At 67.5% G+C, this 18533-nt stretch carries 15 protein-coding genes; 8 read left to right on the forward strand and 7 right to left on the reverse strand.

Going from position 1 to position 18533, the window contains the following annotated elements; all coding sequences use genetic code 11:
• The first annotated feature begins 182 nt into the window (after positions 1-182).
• Complete coding sequence (mltF, locus tag OEJ36_RS01480) at positions 183-1640, forward strand: membrane-bound lytic murein transglycosylase MltF (RefSeq protein WP_263400100.1); 1458 nt, start codon at positions 183-185, stop codon at positions 1638-1640.
• Positions 1641-1680: 40 nt separating this feature from the next.
• On the opposite strand, the gene tadA is transcribed toward mltF, so the two are convergent.
• The 6 genes from tadA to guaB all read right to left on the reverse strand — a co-directional run bounded on the left by tadA (position 1681) and on the right by guaB (position 9647).
• Positions 1681-2166 carry a tRNA adenosine(34) deaminase TadA gene (gene tadA, locus OEJ36_RS01485; RefSeq protein ID WP_263400101.1) on the reverse strand — a complete coding sequence of 162 codons (486 nt, stop codon included), beginning with the start codon at positions 2164-2166 and terminating at the stop codon, positions 1681-1683.
• Between the two features lie 2 nt (positions 2167-2168).
• Positions 2169-3533, reverse strand: coding sequence for a multicopper oxidase family protein (locus tag OEJ36_RS01490; RefSeq protein ID WP_263400102.1), 1365 nt, complete (start codon positions 3531-3533; stop codon positions 2169-2171).
• 170 nt (positions 3534-3703) lie between these two features.
• Positions 3704-5284: an ABC transporter permease gene (locus OEJ36_RS01495; protein WP_263400103.1), complete on the reverse strand. Its 1581-nt coding sequence runs from the start codon at positions 5282-5284 to the stop codon at positions 3704-3706.
• Positions 5284-6303: an extracellular solute-binding protein gene (locus tag OEJ36_RS01500; protein ID WP_263400104.1), complete on the reverse strand. Its 1020-nt coding sequence runs from the start codon at positions 6301-6303 to the stop codon at positions 5284-5286. The genes OEJ36_RS01495 and OEJ36_RS01500 overlap by 1 nt, the downstream gene beginning before the upstream one ends.
• A gap of 181 nt (positions 6304-6484) precedes the next feature.
• The gene (guaA, locus tag OEJ36_RS01505) at positions 6485-8065 is read right to left on the reverse strand and encodes a glutamine-hydrolyzing GMP synthase (RefSeq protein WP_263400105.1); all 1581 of its coding nucleotides are present in this window, start codon (positions 8063-8065) and stop codon (positions 6485-6487) included.
• A 112-nt stretch (positions 8066-8177) separates the two neighbouring features.
• Positions 8178-9647, reverse strand: coding sequence for an IMP dehydrogenase (guaB, locus tag OEJ36_RS01510; protein ID WP_263400106.1), 1470 nt, complete (start codon positions 9645-9647; stop codon positions 8178-8180).
• 521 nt (positions 9648-10168) lie between these two features.
• On the opposite strand from guaB, the gene OEJ36_RS01515 reads away from it, so the two are divergent.
• Positions 10169-10882, forward strand: coding sequence for an acid phosphatase (locus OEJ36_RS01515; RefSeq protein WP_263400107.1), 714 nt, complete (start codon positions 10169-10171; stop codon positions 10880-10882).
• Between the two features lie 95 nt (positions 10883-10977).
• Entirely contained in the window at positions 10978-12333 is a 1356-nt protein-coding gene (locus OEJ36_RS01520) for an OprD family porin (RefSeq protein ID WP_263400108.1), read from the forward strand.
• 43 nt (positions 12334-12376) lie between these two features.
• On the opposite strand, the gene OEJ36_RS01525 is transcribed toward OEJ36_RS01520, so the two are convergent.
• A complete protein-coding gene (locus tag OEJ36_RS01525) occupies positions 12377-13156 on the reverse strand; it encodes a sulfite exporter TauE/SafE family protein (RefSeq protein WP_263400109.1) in 780 nt (259 codons plus the stop codon).
• A gap of 109 nt (positions 13157-13265) precedes the next feature.
• Here OEJ36_RS01525 and OEJ36_RS01530 point away from each other — a divergent pair, with 109 nt between their 5' ends.
• The 5 genes from OEJ36_RS01530 (at position 13266) to OEJ36_RS01550 (ending at position 18481) form a co-directional block, all read left to right on the forward strand.
• Positions 13266-14165, forward strand: coding sequence for a LysR family transcriptional regulator (locus OEJ36_RS01530; protein WP_263400110.1), 900 nt, complete (start codon positions 13266-13268; stop codon positions 14163-14165).
• 72 nt (positions 14166-14237) lie between these two features.
• Positions 14238-14789, forward strand: a complete 552-nt coding sequence (locus tag OEJ36_RS01535) for a sugar ABC transporter ATPase (RefSeq protein ID WP_263400111.1) — start codon at positions 14238-14240, stop codon at positions 14787-14789.
• A gap of 47 nt (positions 14790-14836) precedes the next feature.
• A complete protein-coding gene (xseA, locus tag OEJ36_RS01540; RefSeq protein WP_263400112.1) occupies positions 14837-16216 on the forward strand; it encodes an exodeoxyribonuclease VII large subunit in 1380 nt (459 codons plus the stop codon).
• Between the two features lie 3 nt (positions 16217-16219).
• Positions 16220-17041, forward strand: coding sequence for a peptidoglycan DD-metalloendopeptidase family protein (locus tag OEJ36_RS01545; protein ID WP_263400113.1), 822 nt, complete (start codon positions 16220-16222; stop codon positions 17039-17041).
• A gap of 153 nt (positions 17042-17194) precedes the next feature.
• Positions 17195-18481 carry a mechanosensitive ion channel family protein gene (locus OEJ36_RS01550; RefSeq protein ID WP_263400114.1) on the forward strand — a complete coding sequence of 429 codons (1287 nt, stop codon included), beginning with the start codon at positions 17195-17197 and terminating at the stop codon, positions 18479-18481.
• Positions 18482-18533: the final 52 nt, after the last annotated feature.

Below are 18533 nucleotides of genomic sequence, written 5' to 3' on the forward strand. Positions count from 1 at the left end.
GCATTCTAGCGCAAAGCGCCTGATTCCGGCACCCGTGCCGTCGCGCTCGAAGCGGCCATCCGAGGAGCGGCAGGGCAAGCGCCCGCCGACCGCAAACGCCCTCCCCCGGGGGCCTGCGGCTAGCAGAGAAGATTTCCACTGTCGAGATATGGCAAGGATCGGGGTTTGCGTATACTGCGCCGATGTTCACCCCACCCGTGTTCCGCAAGCGTCGTGCCGTCTGGCTATTGGCGACCGGAATCCTCCTGCTGCTCGGAGGCTGTAAACAGCCGTCCACCCTCGAGCGCATTCAGGAGGAGGGTGTTCTACGCGTGGTCACCCGTAACAGCCCGGCCACCTATTTCCAGGACCGCAATGGCGAAACCGGCTTCGAGTACGAGTTGGTGAAACGCTTCGCCGATGACCTGGGCGTCGAGCTGCAGATCGAGACCGCCGACAACCTCGACGACCTCTTCGCCCGCCTCGGCCAGGCCAACGGCCCGGTGCTCGCCGCCGCCGGCCTGGTGGCCAGCGACGCACGCCAGCACGAGTCGCGCTTCTCCCATCCGTACCTGGAAGTCACGCCGCAGGTCATCTACCGCAATGGCGAGCGTCGCCCCACCCGCCCGGAAGACCTGGTCGGCCAGCGCATCCTGGTGCTCAAGGGCAGCAGCCACGCCGAGCAGTTGGCCGCGCTGAAGGTGCAGTACCCGGAGCTGAAGTACGAGGAATCCGACGAAGTGGAGATAGTCGACCTGCTGCGCATGGTCGATGAAGGGCAGATCGACCTGACCCTGGTGGACTCCAACGAACTGGCGATGAACCAGGTGTACTTCCCCAACGTGCGCGTCGCCTTCGACCTGGGCGATGCCAGCAACCTGGCCTGGGCGGTCGCCCCCGGCGAGGACGACAGCCTGCTCAACGAGGTCAACGGCTTCCTCGACAAGGCCAAGGAAAACGGCACCCTGCAGCGCCTCAAGGATCGCTACTACGGCCATGTCGACGTACTCGGCTACGTCGGCGCCTACACCTTCGCCAAGCACCTGCAGCAGCGCCTGCCCAAATACGAACAGCACTTCCGCCAAGCCTCCCAGGACAACCAGGTGGACTGGCGCCTGCTGGCCGCCATCGGCTATCAGGAATCCCTCTGGCAGCCCACCGCCACCTCCAAGACCGGCGTGCGCGGCCTGATGATGCTGACCCAGGACACCGCCAAGGCCATGGGCGTGGCCAACCGCCTGGACCCCAAGCAGAGCATCGTCGGCGGCAGCAAGTACTTCGGCATGATCAAGCAGGGGCTGGCCGATGAGCTGGTAGAGCCGGACCGCACCTGGTTCGCCCTGGCCGCCTACAACATCGGCATCGCCCACCTGGGGGATGCGCGCAAGCTGGCCGAGGCCGAAGGCCTGAACCCGAACAAGTGGCTGGACGTGAAGCAGATGCTGCCGCGCCTGTCGCAGAAGCAGTGGTACCGCAAGACCCGCTACGGCTATGCCCGTGGCGGCGAGACCGTGCACTTCGTGCAGAACATCCGCCGCTACTACGACATCCTCACCTGGGTGACCCAGCCGCAGATGGAAGGCTCGCAGGTGGCCGAAAGCAACCTGCACGTTCCGGGTATCGACAAACGCAAGCCCAGCGAAGAAACCCCGCCGCTCTGAGTCTCTGAGCACCTGAATCCAGCTAGCGGATGCCGGCCCCTCAGCCCTTCAGCGAACGCCGCATCTTGAAGAACTCGCTGAGGATCGCCCCGCACTCCGTCGCCAATACGCCCCCCTCCACCAGCACCCGGTGGTTGAGGAAGTCCTGGGTGAAGAACTGCCCACGGCTGATCGCCACCCCTGCCTTGGGCTCGGTGGCGCCGTAGACCACCCGCGCCACCCGCGAATGGACGATGAGCCCGGCGCACATGCTGCAAGGCTCCAGGGTCACGTAGAGGGTGCTGCCCACCAGCCGATAGTTTTCCACCGCCAGCGCCGCATCGCGGATGGCGACCATCTCGGCGTGGGCGCTGGGGTCGTGACGGGAGATCGGGCAATTGAAGCCGCGCCCGATCACCTGGCCGTCCTGCACCAGCACCGCGCCGACCGGCACCTCGCCCAGGGCCGCGCCCTCGGCGGCGAGCGCCAGGGCTTCACGCATGAAGTCCTCGTCACGGCTGCGGTCGACGATCATCGGCTGGCGCATCCTCAGGCCACCTCGATCGCGGCCATCAGGCCGGTCTCCATGTGGTCGATGACGTGGCAGTGGAACATCCACACGCCGGGGTTATCAGCCACCAGGGCTATGCGCGCGGTCTCGTTCTTGCCCAGCAGGTAGGTGTCGGTGAAGTAGGGAATGATCGCCTTGCGGTCCGAGTCGATCACCTTGAAGGCCATGCCGTGCAGGTGGATCGGGTGCAGGTACTGGGCCATGTTGCGCAGCTCGAAGATGTAGTGGCCGTTCTTCTTCAGCGTGGCGATGGGGCGGTCGGCGCAGGTCTTGTCCTGGATGTCCCAGGCCTTGCCGTTGATCTGCCAGTAATTGCTGGGTCGGCCAGCGACGCTGGTCAGGGTCGCGGCCCATTCGAACTTGAAGCTGAGGATCTCGGCCTTCTCCAGGTCCGGCTCCGGCACCGGGTTGGCCGGCAGCGCGGGCGGCCAGTCACCGGCAGCCTCCTCGGTGGCGACGCTCTTCAGGGTCGCCAGGCGCAGCGGCCCGTTGCGCAGCGGCAGCTCCTGGCCGGCGGCGGGCACCTTGAGCGCCAGCTCGATGCGCATGCCCGGGCCGAGCAAGTACTCCTTGCCCAGGTCGCGCGGCGCCACCGGGTGGCCGTCCAGCGAATAGATGCGCACCTCCGCGCCCGGCATGTTGAGGCGGTAGGTGACGGTGTTGTCGAGGTTGAGCAGGCGCAGGCGCACCACCTGCCCGGCGGGCAGTTCGAGGGTCGGCGCCGGCTTGCCGTTGATGGTGGTCAGGCGACCCCGGGTGCCTTCGCGGGCCGCCTCGCGGGGCACGCTGAACTGGGTGAAGGCGCCCTCCTCGTCCACGTGCCAGGTCTTCAGGCTGAGCACGCGCTCGTGGCGGAAGCCGCTGGGCTCGCGCTCTTCGACGATCAGCGGGCCGACCAGGCCGCGCCCCAGCTGCTCGGCGCTGGACAGGTGCGGGTGGTACCAGAAGCTGCCGGCGTCTTCGGTGCGGAAGCGGTAGTCGAAGTACTCGCCCGGCAGCACCGGCAGTTGCGAGACATAGGGCACGCCATCCATCTCCAGCGGCAGGCGGATGCCGTGCCAGTGGATGGTGGTGGGCTCGTCGAGCTTGTTGATGAAGCGCACGCGCAGCCAGTCGCCCTGGCGCGAGCGCAGCTCCAGGCCGGGTGCCTGGCCGCCATAGGCCCAGGCCGGGGTGACGTGGCCGGAGACCAGCTCCAGGTCCAGCGGGGCGGCGAACAGTTCGTAGTCGTGGGTCTTGGCGTCGAGGCTGCGACCCAGCCAGTAGCGGGCGCCGCCGGCGCCCAAGCCGACCACGCCGAGGCCGACCAGGCCACCGAGAATCTGTCTGCGGGTGAATGACACGGGATGCAGGCTCCTGTGAAAAATGCTTGGCGGGGCCATCAGGCGGTGCGCTGCCGCTCTGTGGCGGCAAGAAAGGCCGGCCCACAGGGGGCCGGCTCACGGGTGGCACATTCTGGCACAGCCCCTGTGCGTCAGGGCAGCGCCGGGCCGTGGCCAGATGCCACAGCCGCCTAGCGGTTGCGGCCCAGGTAGGCGCGGGTGGTGAGCAGGTACACCGGCAGCCCGGAGACCAGCACGATCAACGCGGCGTAGGGCGCAGCAGCGGCGTATTCCAGGTTGGCGGTGTGCGACCACACGGCGGTGGCCAGCGTGTCCAGGCCGGTGGGGCCGAGGATCAGGGTGGCCGTCAGCTCCTTCATGCAGTCGAGGAACACCAGCACGAAACCGGCGCCGATGGCCGGGAAGATAATCGGCAGGGTCACCCGCAGGAAGGCCTTGAACGACGTCTGCCCGAGGGTGCGCGCGGCCTCCTCCAGCTGCGGCGAGGCCTTCTCCAGCGCCACGCGGATCGGCGACTGGGCCATGGGCATGAACAGCAGCGCATAGGCCACCAGCAACAGCAGCGTGGTCTGGTACAGCGCCGGTGCGTAACCCAGGGCGAAGAACACCAGAGAGAGCGCGATCACCAGCCCCGGCAGTGCGTGCAGCAGATAGGGCAGGCGTTCGGCCAGGCGCGCCAGGCGCCCGTGGTAGCGCACCACCACCAGCCCCACCGGCAACGCCAGCAGGCAGCTGATCAACGCGCCACCGAAGGACAGGTAGAGCGACGAACCCAGGGTGCGCAGGATGTCCATCAGCGGGAAGGCCGCCGAACTGCCTTCGTGAATCCAGAAACCGAGCATGGCCAGCGGCGTGCCCGAGCCGATCACCACCAGCGCCACCAGCAGCACCTGGATCGGCCAGTTCCACAGCCCCAGGCGCACGGGCGCGGTGCGTCGCGCCACGCCTTGCCCGGTACGGGCGAAGCCGCGCCCGCGCAGGCGCAGCTCCATGCCCATCATCAGCATGCACAGGGCCAGCAGCAGCGCCGAAAGCATCGCCGCGTTGGCGTTGCTGAATTCCAGCTCGAACTGCTGGTAGATGGCGGTGGTGAAGGTCTGGTAGCGCATGATCGATGGCGCGCCGAACTCCACCAGCATGTGCAGCGCCACCAGCAGCCCGGTGCCCATCAGGGTCGGTCGCAGCAGCGGCAGGGTCACCCGCCAGAACACCTGGCGCCGGGTGTAGCCGAGCATGCGCGCGGACTCTTCCAGCGCCGGGTCGAGGTTGCGCAGGGTGGCCACCACCGGCAGGTAGATCAGCGGGTACTTGGAGAGGATCATCACCAGCGCCGTGCCGCCAAGGCCCTCGAACACCGGGCTGATGGAAATCCACGAGAAACCGGCGACGAAGGCCGGGATCGCAAAGGGCAGGCACAGCAGCACGTTCCACTGGCGGCGCCAGCGCAGGTCGCTGCGCTCCACGCACCAGGCCAGGGCCAGGCCGAGCAGTACGCAACCGGCGGTCACCAGCACCATCAGCTTCATGGTGTTGGCCAGCAGGTGGAACACGAAGGGGCGCCACAGCAGTTGCCAGGCGGTGTGCCAGCCGGATTCCCAGCTGCGCACGGCGACGTAGAACAGGGGCAGTGCAGCGACCAGCAATAATGCCAGGACCGGCACCTGCAGCCAGATGGGCGGGGAGCGGCGACGACGGCCGAGGGGTTTCGACGCCGAGGCCGCCAGGGCCGGGTCCAGGACTTCGGATTGCATCAGTTCAGCCCGACCTCACGCTCCAGCTCCAGGGCGTCCTCCGCCAGGCCGATGTCAGCGGCGGTGAGCTTGGGCGGGCGCAGTTGGTCATAGGGCTTGAGCAGCGGGTCGGCCGACACCTTCTGGTTCACCGGGTATTCGGCGGACTGGCTGAGGATGGCCTTCTGGCCTTCTTCGCTGAGCATGAAGGCGACGAACTGCTGGGCCTCCTTCGGGTGCTTGCTGGCTTTCACCACCGCCACGCCGGAGACGCTGGCCAGGCCGCCGGCATCGCCGTCGGCGAAGTAGTGCAGCTTGCTCTTCAGCTCGCCCTTCTCCTTCTTCAGCGCCATCCAGTAGTAGCTGTTGATCAGCGCGGCGGCGACTTCACCGTTCTCCACCGCCTTCATGGCGATGACGTTGTTGGTGTAGGTGGAGCCGAAGGCCTTGAGGCCGGTCAGCCATTCCTCGGCCTTCTCGCGACCCTCCAGCTTGATGATGGCGGCCACCTGGCCAAGGAACTCACCGCTGCTGGGCACGAAGGCGATCTTGCCGCTCCATTCCGGGTCGGCGACGTCGAGCACGCTTTGCGGCAGGGCCTGGTCGCCCAGCTCCTCGGGGTTGTACGCCAGCACGCGCACACGGGAGGTGACGCCGATCCAGTTGCCGGCGGGGTCGGCGTACTGCGGCTCGACCTGCTTGAGGGAGCTGTCGTCGACCTTGGCAAGCATGCCCTGGCCGGCCAGCTTGATCAGCGGCGGCGCTTCTTCGGTGTAGATGATGTCGGCGGGCGAGCGCTCGCCCTCTTCGGCGATCTGGTTGGCCAACTGGCCACCGCCCCCCTTGCGGATGCGCACCTGGATGCCGGTCGCCTTGGTGAAGGCCTCGGCGACGGCCTTGCCGGTCGCTTCGTGCTGCCCGTTGTACAGAGTCAGGGTCACCGCGTCGTCAGCCTGGGCCGCCATGGGCAGCAACAGACCGAGGGACAGAACACCGGCGCCGCAGACGCGGGCCAACGCAGTTACGAGACGTGCCGACATAAGCCACTCCTATCAACTCAGCAATAATCGGAAACGATTATACGGATCAACTGCGCTTCATTCTCAAGAAAAGGCTGCGACAGGTTGCTGCGGCAGACGTGAGAGGAAGCGATGGCGGATATGAAAAAGGCGCGGACCGCATGCGGTCCGCGCCTTCGACGCTGCCTTCAGGCCTGCGCCGTCATTCCCACTCGATGGTCGCCGGCGGTTTGCTCGACACGTCATAGGTGACGCGGGAGATGCCTTCGATCTCGTTGATGATGCGGTTGGAGACCTTCTCCAGCAGCTCGTAGGGCAGGTGCGCCCAGCGGGCGGTCATGAAGTCGATGGTTTCCACCGCACGCAGGGCGACGACCCAGGCGTAGCGACGGCCGTCACCGACCACGCCGACGGATTTCACTGGCTGGAACACCACGAAGGCCTGGCTGGTCTTGTGGTACCAGTCGAAGGCACGTAGCTCTTCGATGAAGATGTGGTCGGCACGACGCAGCAGGTCGGCGTACTCCTTCTTCACCTCGCCGAGGATGCGCACACCCAGGCCCGGGCCCGGGAACGGGTGGCGGTAGACCATGTCGTAGGGCAGGCCCAGTTCGAGGCCGAGCTTGCGCACTTCGTCCTTGAACAGTTCGCGCAGCGGCTCCACCAGGGAGAACTGCATGTCTTCCGGCAGGCCGCCGACGTTGTGGTGGGACTTGATCACGTGGGCCTTGCCGGTCTTGGCGCCGGCCGACTCGATCACGTCGGGGTAGATGGTGCCCTGGGCGAGGAACTTCACGTCCTTCAGCTTGGTGGCTTCCTCATCGAACACCTGGATGAAGGTGCGGCCGATGATCTTGCGCTTCTCTTCCGGGTCGGAGACACCGGCCAGGCGACCGAGGAACAGCTCTTCGGCGTTGGCGCGGATCACCTTGACGCCCATGTTCTCGGCGAACATGGCCATCACCTGGTCACCCTCGTGCAGGCGCAGCAGGCCGTTGTCGACGAAGACGCAGGTCAGCTGGTCGCCGATGGCCTTGTGCAGCAGCGCCGCGACCACCGAGGAGTCGACACCGCCGGACAGGCCCAGCAGCACCTTGTTGCTGCCCACCTGGGCGCGCACGGTGGCGATGGCGTCGTTGACGATGTTGGAGGGGGTCCACAGGGCTTCGCAGCCGCAGATGTCCAGCACGAAGCGGGAGAGGATGCGACCGCCCTGCTTGGTGTGGGTCACTTCCGGGTGGAACTGCACGCCGTAGTACGCGCGGCTGTCGTCGGCCATGGCGGCGATCGGGCAGCTCGGGGTGCTGGCGAGGATGTGGAAGCCCTCGGGCATGGCAGTGACCTTGTCGCCGTGGCTCATCCACACGTCGAGGCCGAACAGGCCGTCAGCGTCGACATGGTCTTCGATGCCATCGAGCAGGCGGGCCTTGCCGACCACGTCGACACGGGCGTAGCCGAATTCGCGCAGGTCGGAACCCTGGACCTTGCCGCCCAGTTGCTCGGCCATGGTCTGCATGCCGTAGCAGATGCCGAACAGCGGGACGTTGAGATCGAACACCGCCTGGGGCGCGCGCGGGCTGTTGGCCTCGTGCACCGACTCAGGGCCGCCGGCGAGGATGATGCCCTTGGGCGCGAAGGCGCGGATGGCATCGTTTTCCATGTCGAACGGGTGGATCTCGCAGTACACGCCGATCTCGCGAACGCGGCGAGCGATCAGCTGGGTGTACTGGGAACCGAAGTCGAGGATCAGGATGCGGTGGGCGTGGATATCTTGATTGGCCATGAGCTTTCCTTCGGAAAGAGCTTGAAGCTGAAAGCCAGAAGCTGGAAGTGCAGGGCGAAAGTCATGCTTCCGTCCTCCAGCTTCCAGCTTCCAGCACCTGTTACGCGGCCCCTTAACCTACGCGGTAGTTGGGCGCCTCTTTGGTGATCTGCACGTCATGCACATGAGACTCGGCCATGCCGGCACCGGTGATGCGCACGAACTCCGGCTTGGTGCGCATCTCTTCGATGGTGGCGCAGCCGGTGTAGCCCATGGAGGCGCGCAGGCCGCCCATCAGCTGGTGAACGATCGCGGACATGGTGCCCTTGTAGGGCACGCGGCCTTCGATGCCTTCCGGAACGAGCTTCTCGGCACCGGCGGAGGAGTCCTGGAAGTAGCGGTCGGAGGAACCCTGGGCCTGGGCCATGGCACCCAGCGAACCCATGCCGCGGTAGGCCTTGTAGGAACGGCCCTGGAACAGCTCGACCTCGCCCGGGGCCTCTTCGGTACCGGCCAGCATGGAGCCGATCATCACGGCGGAAGCGCCTGCGACGATGGCCTTGGACAGGTCACCGGAGTAACGGATGCCGCCGTCGGCGATCAGCGGAACGCCGGTGCCGGCCAGGGCAGCGGCGACGTTGGCGACTGCGGATATCTGCGGGACGCCGACGCCGGCGACGATACGGGTGGTGCAGATGGAGCCCGGGCCGATGCCGACCTTGACCGCATCGGCGCCCGCTTCGGTCAGGGCCTTGGCAGCTTCGCCGGTGGCGATGTTGCCGCCGATCACCTGGACTTCGGGGAAGGTCTGCTTGACCCAGCGAACGCGGTCGATCACGCCCTTGGAGTGGCCGTGGGCGGTGTCGACGATGATCACGTCGACGCCGGCATTCACCAGCGCGGTGACGCGGTCAGCGGTATCGGCGCCGGTACCGACGGCAGCGCCGACGCGCAGGCGACCCTGGTCGTCCTTGCTGGCCAGCGGATAGGCCTTGGCCTTCTCGATGTCCTTCACGGTCATCATGCCCTTCAGGCTGAAGGCGTCGTCGACGATCAGGACTTTCTCGATGCGGTGCTTGTGCAGCAGCTCGCGAACGGTGTTCTTGTCGGCGCCTTCCTTGACGGTGACCAGGCGCTCTTTCGGCGTCATCACGTCACGGACGCGGGCGTCCAGGCGGTTTTCGAAGCGGACGTCACGGGAAGTGACGATGCCCACCAGGTCACCGTTGGACAGCACCGGCACACCGGAGATGTTGTGCTGGCGGGTCAGTTCGAACAGGTCGCGCACGGTGGCGTCGGCCTCGATGGTGATGGGGTCCTTGACCACGCCGGCCTCGAACTTCTTCACCTTGCGGACCTCGGCAGCCTGCTGCTCGACGGTCATGTTCTTGTGGATGATGCCGATGCCGCCTTCCTGCGCCATGGCGATAGCCAGACGGGCTTCGGTCACGGTGTCCATCGCGGCGGACAGCAGGGGGATATTCAACTCGATGCCGCGCGTCAGGCGGGTCTTGAGGCTGACGTCCTTCGGCAGGACCTCGGAATACCCCGGGATCAGGAGTACGTCGTCGAAGGTGAGGGCTTCTTGGCTGATGCGCAGCATGGCGGGGCTCCCAGGCGGGAAAATTGGAAGCGCGGCATTATATCTCAGCTGTGATGGCGCGCTCAATGAAACCGTTACCTTCGGCCTCACCTTCTTCACTGCCGTACCACCCTTTCCGATGGAGTGCCATCCCGCATCTGCAGGATAGCGGCGGCGCGCCGGGCCTTCCGATACTCCCCCATGACGTTGCGCCCCAGGCGGGGCGCGTTCGCCGACGCCGATAACGACAAGAATAAAGAGTGGGAACCATGCGCCAGCCCCTTGCCCTCCATCCGTCACCCGCCGACTCGACGCTGGCCGATCCCCCAGAGCAACGCAACGGCCGCGCCTGGTTCCGCCGCAAGCGCAGCACCGGCGATCCGCGACCGCCCCACCCTGCCAGGCTCCATCCCCGCACCACCCTCCCGCTGCACCAAGCGCCCCGCGCGCACCGCCCCCAGGCGCCCCCAGACCTCCCGCCCGCTCACCACCACCGCCCATCAAGCGGCGACACCCGTTCGCCCCGAGGAAAGGACATCGTCATGACCCGCTCACCCTTGCCCCTTTTCGCCACCCTGCTGCTGATCCTGAGCCCAACCACCCAGGCCACGCAGCCGGAACTCATGCCCTACCTGCCGCAACGGACACTGGAGCTCGCGGAGTACCTGCCACCGCCGCCGCCCGCCGGCACCGCCGAAGACCGGCTCGACCTCGATACCGTGCTGCTCGTCCAGCGCGAGCGCACCCCGCAGCAGGTGGAGCAGGCCAAGCGCGACGACCACCTCGACGACGCGGCCTTCCCCTTCGCCCAGGGCATCCTCGGGGCGGAGTTCACCGTCGAGCGGCACCCGCAGACCGCGCACTTCTTCCGCCGCGTGCTGGTGGACCTGGAGCAGACGCTGATGCCCGCCAAGCACCACTTCGCCCGCCCCCGCCCCTACGAACTCAGCCAGGAGGTGAAGCCGATACTGCCGCCCCCCATGGGCGAGTCCTACCCCAGCGGCCACACCATGGATGCCTACCTCACCGCCATCCTGCTGGCCAAGATGCTGCCGGAACACCGCGCCGAGCTCTTCGCCCGGGCCGCAGCAGCCGCGCAAAGCCGCGTGGTGGCGGGTGTGCACTACCCCACCGACCTGGAAGGCGGGCGCATATCCGCGGCGGTACTCGCCAACGAGCTGCTGAAGAACCCCGGCGCCCTGCGTGACTTCGAGCACGCCCGGCGCGAGGTGAGAAGCAACCTCGCCCTGGATTGACGCCCACCCGGGCCGCGGTGGGTGACGCCGCGGCCCGCCATGGAAGGCACCACCCCACGCAGGGAGCCGTAGCCTCTATAAGAAGGAGCGACACCATGTTCGTGAATCGCCTCGCCCTCCCCCTCTGCCTGCCACTGCTGACCGCCCTCGCCTGCCACACTCAGGCGCAGGAAACCTCCTGGAGCGACGCCCTCGCCCAGGGCGACGCCCGCCTGTTCTTCGACAACCAGTACTTTGCCCGCGACTTCCGCGATGGCCCGAACAACGCCGGGCGCAACCGCTACAAACCCCGCGACGAACGCAACGGCTACCGCCAGGAATGGGGACAGTCCGTACAGCTGCATTACCACTCGGGCTTCACGCCCGGCCTCATCGGCCTGGGCGTCGACGCCTTCGCCATGGCCGCGTTCAAACTCGACAGCGGCGGCGGGCGCACCGGCACGGGCACCCTGGCGGTGGACGGCCAGGGCCACCCGCGAGACAGCCACGGCAAGGCCGGCGGCGCGCTCAAGCTGAAAATCGCCGATGCGCAGCTCAGGTACGGCAACTTCAGCACCCAGGCGCCGGTACTGGCGGCGGACAACAGCCGCATCATCCCCGGCATGGCCCACGGCCTGTACCTGCAGGGCGACTGGGCCGGGCTGCAACTGGAGGCGGCGCGCTTCACCGCGCTTTCCGGCCCCACCGAAAGCAAGAGCCGTGGCGCCATCTCCACCGTCGTTGGCCGCCCGGACCGGCGCGGCATCGATATCCACAGCGCCAGCTATATAGGGCTCAGCCATCGCGGCGAACCCTGGAGCCTCTCCTATTACCTGGGCCAACTGGAGGACGTCTGGACCCAGCACTACCTGCACCTGGGTCACGAACAGGCGCTCGGCGCCGGCACCCTGAGCAACAGCACCCACTTCTATCGCACCCGCGACAGTGGCGCCTCGCTGTTCGGCCCCATCGACAACCTCATCGGCTCCCACGCCATTGCCTACCGTTTGGGCGCGCACCGCCTGACCCTGGCCTACCAGCGTACCTTCTCGGACACGCCCTTCGACTACATCGGCTTCGGTGATGGGCAGAGCAGCCAGTCGATCGTCCTGGCCAACGCCGCCGCGTATTCGGACTTCAACGGGCCCCGTGAGCGCTCCTGGCAGCTTCGCTATGACCAACGCCTGCACTGGCTGGGCCTGCCGGAGCTGAACCTGGCCCTGCGCTACCAGCAGGGCTGGGGCGCAGACGGCAGCCATGCCTCTAGCCACAGCATCTACCACGGGCTCTACGGTCGCGACGGCAAGCACCACGAGCTGGACCTGGACCTCGGCTACACCTTCGCCAGTGGCCCGCTGAAAAACCTGCACCTGCGCGCCACGCAGATCTGGCACCGGAGCAACCGCGCTTATGCGGACGCCTCCATCGACCAGACGCGCCTGCGCATCCAATACCCGCTGGAGCTGTTCTAAATCCGCGCCGCCCGCTTCAGTGCCGCAGCGGGCGGCGCGCCACTCAAGGCTGCAGCGCCAGGTAGCGCGCCACCAGCGCCACGCCGCTGCACAGCACCAGCCAGGTGACCAGCCGCACGAAGGCCTCGCGGGACAGGCGCAGGGTCAGGCGCCGGCCTATCCACAACCCCAGCGCCATGGCCGGCAGCAGGCTCAGGGCCAGCAGCAGTATCTGCCAGTCGGCGTAGAGCCCGGCCACGACGAACAGCCCCAGGCGCACCAGGGTGCTGCAGCCGATCAACGCACTCTGGGTCGCGCGGATCCGCTCCTTCTCGGGCAGACGGCCACTGAGATACAGCGCATAGAGGAAGCCTCCACTGCCGAACAGCGCCCCGAAGGTGCCGCCAAAGACACCGAAGGGCACCACCCAGAGGGGCTTCATCGGTGCCTGCCGCACCGGCTGCAGAAACAGCGACCAGATGGCATAGGCACAAACGAACAGGCCGAACAGCAGCATCAGCAACTCGGCATCCAGGTTCACCAGCCCGTAGGCGCCAATGGCGCAGCCCAGCGCCATGCAGGGAAACAGCCGACGCAGCTCGCTCCCGGCCACCGCCTTGCGCGCCGTGAACCAGCTGCCGGCGGATGCGACGAAATCCAGCAGCACCAGCAGCGGGATGATCCGCGCCATGGGCAGGCTGCTCACCAGCAGCGGCCCGGCCACCAACGCCGTGCCGAAGCCGGCGATGCCGAACACCACATAGGCCAGGACGATGGCACCCGCGATGAGCAACCAGTCGGTCGGCGAAAACGACAGCAGGGCGAACAGGCTTTCGACACTCATGGAACGACGCTCGACAGGGACGTGCCGTCAATCTAGCGAGCGCGACAGGCATCAGGCCAATACAATCCACCGCCTCGCCCCATCTCCAAAAAGCATGGCAGGAGCCCCCGTGATCTCATTACGACAACTGCGCTATTTCATCGAGATCGTCGAGAGCGGCAGCTTCAGCCGCGCGGCCGAACGCCTGTTCATCGCCCAGTCGGCCCTCAGCCGGCAAATGCGCGAACTGGAAACCCACCTCGCCACCCCCCTGCTGGAACGCGGCCCGCGCCAGGTCGAACTGACCCCAGCGGGGCGTGCCTTCCACCCCCTGGCACTGCGCCTGCTGCAGGACCTGGAAGCCGCCGGCGAGCTGGCCCGCCAGGTCGGCCAGGGCCAGCACGGCACCCTGCGCCTCAGCCATTCCAGCTCGGTGCCCCTGGGCGCGCCGCTGCAGGCGCCCCTGCGCAACTACCTGGAGCGACACCCGGGGGTGAACCTGGAGATCGTCCAGCAATCCTCCGAGCAGCAACTGGCCGATCTGCAGGAAGGCCGCCTGGATGTGTGCCTGCTGCGCCTGCCGGTGCTGCGCCAGTACCCCGGCCTGGCCCTGCAGCCGCTGTACCGCGAACCGCTGCTGCTGGCCGTGGCCGCCGAGCACCCGCTGGCCGATGAGGCAGGGCCCATTCCCCTCGCCCGCCTGGCGGACGAACCCTTCGTTTCGGTGCCGCACATGCAGCGCGGCGGCCTCAGCTACCGTGCCGCCGAACTCTGCCTGCGCCAGGGCTTCTTTCCCCGTGCGGCCCGCGCCGTCTCGCGCAAGACCAGCCAGCTGCAACTCATCGAAGCCGGGCTCGGCGTCGCCCTGGTGCCCGCCTCGATGCGCGCCATCGCGCCTGCCGGGGTGCGCTTCCTGGCACTGGCCGATGCCGACTGCGACAGCCAGGTTGCCCTGGCCTGGCGCCACGCTGCCACGCCCCTGAGCCAGGGCCTGGTGGAGCACTTCCGCCAGCAACTGGGCGCAGGCTGATTCCGTCGCCTCGCGGTTGACGCCCGCCGACTGGCGGTTAAGCTGCGCGCCCCTGATCCCTCGGAGCCCCGTGTGGAAACCCGTCAACTGATCATCGTCCCGCAGATTTCCACCGTGCCTGGCCACCATGCCCTGGCCGGCCGCATGCTGCGCTGGCTGGTGCGCCAGGGTGTGGTCGAGGCCTTCCCCAGCGCCTTCGCCCGGGGTGGCAACCGCATGATCCACGCCGTCGCATCCGGGGCGCGCCAGGTGGCCGAGCACCCCGACCGGCTGCCGCTGGGCAAGCCCGGCGCCGGGTTGGAAATCGTCGACAAGCGCTGCATCTACACCCCCGCCCGTGGCTTCCTGCACGAGGCCGGCTGCCCGGAGTGCCGCCGCGAGGTCGGTGAGCCGCTGTTCGAAAGCCTGGAGGAGTGGTGGCCGGGCGAGACCGATAACTTCACCTGCCCCGAGTGCGGCTTCGAAGACGACATCAACGGCTTCCTTTATCTGCAGGCCTGCGGCTTCTCCAACCTGGCGTTCGTCTTCAACGATTGGCTGGAAGCCGGCTTCAGCCGCGCCTTCCTCGCCGCCTTCGCCGACCGCCTGGGCTTCCCCGTGCGCCTGGTCGAGGTGCACGACTGAACCGCGCGCATTGAGCGCGGGCCATCGCCGCCCGTATCATGCCGCTCATGTTCAAAGACCCCTTCCAACGGCTCGGCCTCGACCGCGAGGTGCTGACCGTCAGCCAGCTCAACCAGCGTGCCCGCCATCTGCTGGAGGACGTGTTCCCCCAGGTCTGGGTGGAAGGCGAAATCTCCAACCTGGCCAAGCCCGCGTCCGGCCACCTGTACTTCACCCTCAAGGACAGCCAGGCCCAGGTGCGCTGTGCACTGTTCCGGCAGAACGCCGCCAAGGTGCGCCAGGCCCTGCGCGACGGCCTGGCGGTGAAGGTGCGCGGCAAGGTCTCGTTGTTCGAGGGCCGTGGCGACTACCAGATGATCGCCGATGCCGTGGAGCCCGCCGGTGACGGCGCCCTGCGCCTGGCCTTCGAGGCCCTGAAGGACAAGCTCGCCGCCGAAGGCCTGTTCGACGCCGAATCCAAGCGCCCGCTGCCGGCCCACCCGCAACGCATCGGCATCGTCAGTTCGCCCACCGGTGCGGTGATCCGCGACATCATCAGCGTGTTCCGCCGCCGCGCGCCGCAGGTGGAACTGACCCTGGTGCCCACCGCCGTGCAGGGCCGCGAAGCCACCGCGCAGATCGTCCGTGCCATCGAGCGGGCCGACGCCCAGGGCTTCGATGCGCTGATCCTGGCCCGTGGCGGCGGCTCGCTGGAAGACCTCTGGTGCTTCAACGAGGAAGCCGTGGCCCGCGCCGTGGCCGCCTGCCAGACGCCCATCGTCAGCGCCGTAGGCCATGAGACGGACGTGTCCATCGCCGACTTCGTCGCCGACGTCCGCGCGCCCACGCCGTCCGCCGCCGCCGAACTCCTGGCCCCGGATTCCAGCAGCCTGCGCCAGCGCCTGGACAGTCTGCAGCGGCGCCTGGTGTTGCGCATGCAGCAGCAGATCGCCCATCACCACCTGCGCGTCGACGGCCTGACCCGGCGCCTGCGCCACCCCGGTGAACGGCTGCGCCAGCAGGCCCAGCGCCTCGACGACCTGGAGATGCGCCTGCAACGCGCCCTCGATCGCCAGCTGAGCACCCGCCGGGAACGCTTCGCGCGCCTGGAAACCCGCCTGGCCGCGCAACATCCGGGCCGCGCCCTGAGCCTGCTGCGCCAGCGCCTGGACAGCCTCGCTGCGCGCCTGCCGCGCGCCATGCAGGAAGGCCTCAAGGAGCGCCGCCTGCAGCTGCAGAGCCAGGTGCAGACGCTCAATGTCGTCAGCCCGCTGGCCACCCTCGGCAGGGGCTACAGCATCCTGCTCGACGAACGCGGCCAGGCCATCCGCAACGCCGCCCAGACCCGTCCCGGCCAGCGCCTGAAGGCTCGCCTGGGCGAGGGCGAACTCGACGTGCGGGTCGAAGACAATCACCTGACCCCGGTCACCCTTTCCCTGCTGGATTGATAGATGCGCCTGCTGCTCGCCCTGCTTCTCGCCGTCACCCTCCCCGCCCAGGCCGAAGGCTTCATCAGCCGCCTGCTGAACAAACCGGTGCCCGGCGGCGTCGCCGTGGTGCAACTGGGCCAGGGCGCCACGGCGCCGACGGCGCGCTTCCAGGACAAGCCCGTGCTGGTGGTGAAGGAAGAGGGCCGCGACTGGATCGCCATCGTCGGCATTCCCCTCGGCACCCAGGCCGGCACCCAGCAATTGAAGGTGAGCGATGGTCGCAGCCTGCCCTTCAGCGTCGGCAGCAAGCACTACAAGGAACAGCGCATCACCCTGAAGAACACCCGCCAGGTGAACCCGCTGCCCGAGGACCTCAAGCGCATCGACCGCGAGCTGGCCGAGCAGACCCGCGCCTACCGCAGCTTCACCCCGGGCACGCCGAGCAACCTGCTGTTCGACAAGCCGGTGAACGGGCCGCTCTCCAGCCCCTTCGGCCTGCGCCGCTTCTTCAACGGCGAGGAGCGCAACCCGCACTCGGGCCTGGACTTCGCCGTGGGCGCCGGTACACCGATCAAGGCACCGGCGGCCGGCAAGGTGGTGCTCATCGGCGACTACTTCTTCAATGGCAAGACGGTGTTCGTCGACCACGGCCAGGGGCTGATCAGCATGTTCTGCCACATGTCGAAAGTGGACGTGAAGCTCGGCCAGCAACTGCCGCGCGGCGGCGTGGTCGGGCGCGTCGGCGCCACCGGTCGGGCCACCGGGCCGCACATGCACTGGAACGTCAGCCTCAACGATGCCCGCGTCGACCCGGCCATCTTCATCGGCGCCTTCAAGCCCTGACGCTGGGCGCGGGATCGTTCGCGGCCGGCCCCTTCATACAATTCCCCTTACAGACGTCGCCTGGGCCGGGCGGCGCATTTTTGCTAAGGTCCGCCAGCTCCGGGGGCCGGCCGCAACGGCTGGCCCCATCGCACCGATGACATGGAGCCGCACATGCCCCACGAGCTGGCAACCTGGATGGACTGGCTGAAGGGCCACCCCGAACTCCTCACCCTCTGCGCCTCCACCCTGCTGGTACTGGGTGCCTGGGTGGCCAACTGGATGGTCAAGCGCATCCTCGTGCGCGGGCTGTACCGCGCCCTGAGCGCCACCGCCATGGGGCGCAACACGCACCTGGGCGAGAACGGCATGATCAAGCGGCTGGCCAATATCGTGCCGGCACTGATCCTCTCCAGCGGCGTGGTCCTGATCCCCGGCCTGCCGGAAACCCTGGTCACCGTGGTGCGCAACGTCTGCGGCGCCTTCATCGTGCTGACCATCGCGCTGGCCCTGAGCGCCCTGCTCGACCTGATCAACACCCTCTACCAGCTGCGCAAGGACGCTCACCTGCACCCGATCAAGGGCTACCTGCAGGTGATCAAGATCCTGGTGTTCGCCATCTGCGCGATCCTCATGGTCGCCACCCTGATCGACCGCTCGCCGCTGATCCTGCTCTCCGGCCTCGGTGCCATGGCAGCCGTGCTGATGCTGATATTCCAGGACACCCTGCTGTCCCTGGTGGCCAGCGTGCAGATCTCCTCCAACGATGTGATCCGCGTGGGCGACTGGATCGAGATGCCGCAGCTGAACGCCGACGGCGACGTGATCGACATCGCCCTGCACACGGTAAAGGTGCAGAACTGGGACAAGACCATCACCACCATCCCCACCAAGCGCTTCATCACCGACTCGTTCAAGAACTGGCGCGGCATGCAGGAGTCCGGCGGCCGGCGCATCAAGCGCTCGATCTACCTGGACCAGAACAGCGTGCACTTCCTCGTCACCGACGAGATCGCCCAGTTGCGCCGCTTCCGCCTGCTGGACCAGTACCTGAAGGCCAAGGAAAGCGAACTGCTGAGCTGGAACAGCCAGCTCGACGAGCCGCTGCGGGTGCCGGTCAACAGCCGCCAGCTGACCAACCTGGGGACCTTCCGCGCCTACGTGGAGAACTACCTGCGCCACAACGACGACATCCGCAAGGACATGACCCTGCTGGTGCGCCAGTTGAACCCAACCGCCGACGGCCTGCCGCTGGAGCTGTATTGCTTCACCAACACCACCGCCTGGGCGCGCTACGAGGCCATCCAGTCGGACATCTTCGACCACCTGCTGGCGATCCTCCCGGAGTTCGGCCTGCGCGTGTTCCAGCACCCGAGCGGCGCCGACATGCGCGAGCTGCGGCTGCCCGCCAAACAGCCACAGGCCCCGGCTCCCGCAGCTTTCGACCATTCGTCGGCCTGAACCGAAGCGACATCAAGAAGCCAGTACGCCCGCCGATGCAGTGTCGATACCG

Source organism: Pseudomonas sp. PDM13 (genome assembly GCF_025685765.1).
In the GTDB taxonomy this organism is placed as follows: Bacteria; Pseudomonadota; Gammaproteobacteria; order Pseudomonadales; family Pseudomonadaceae; genus Metapseudomonas; species Metapseudomonas solani.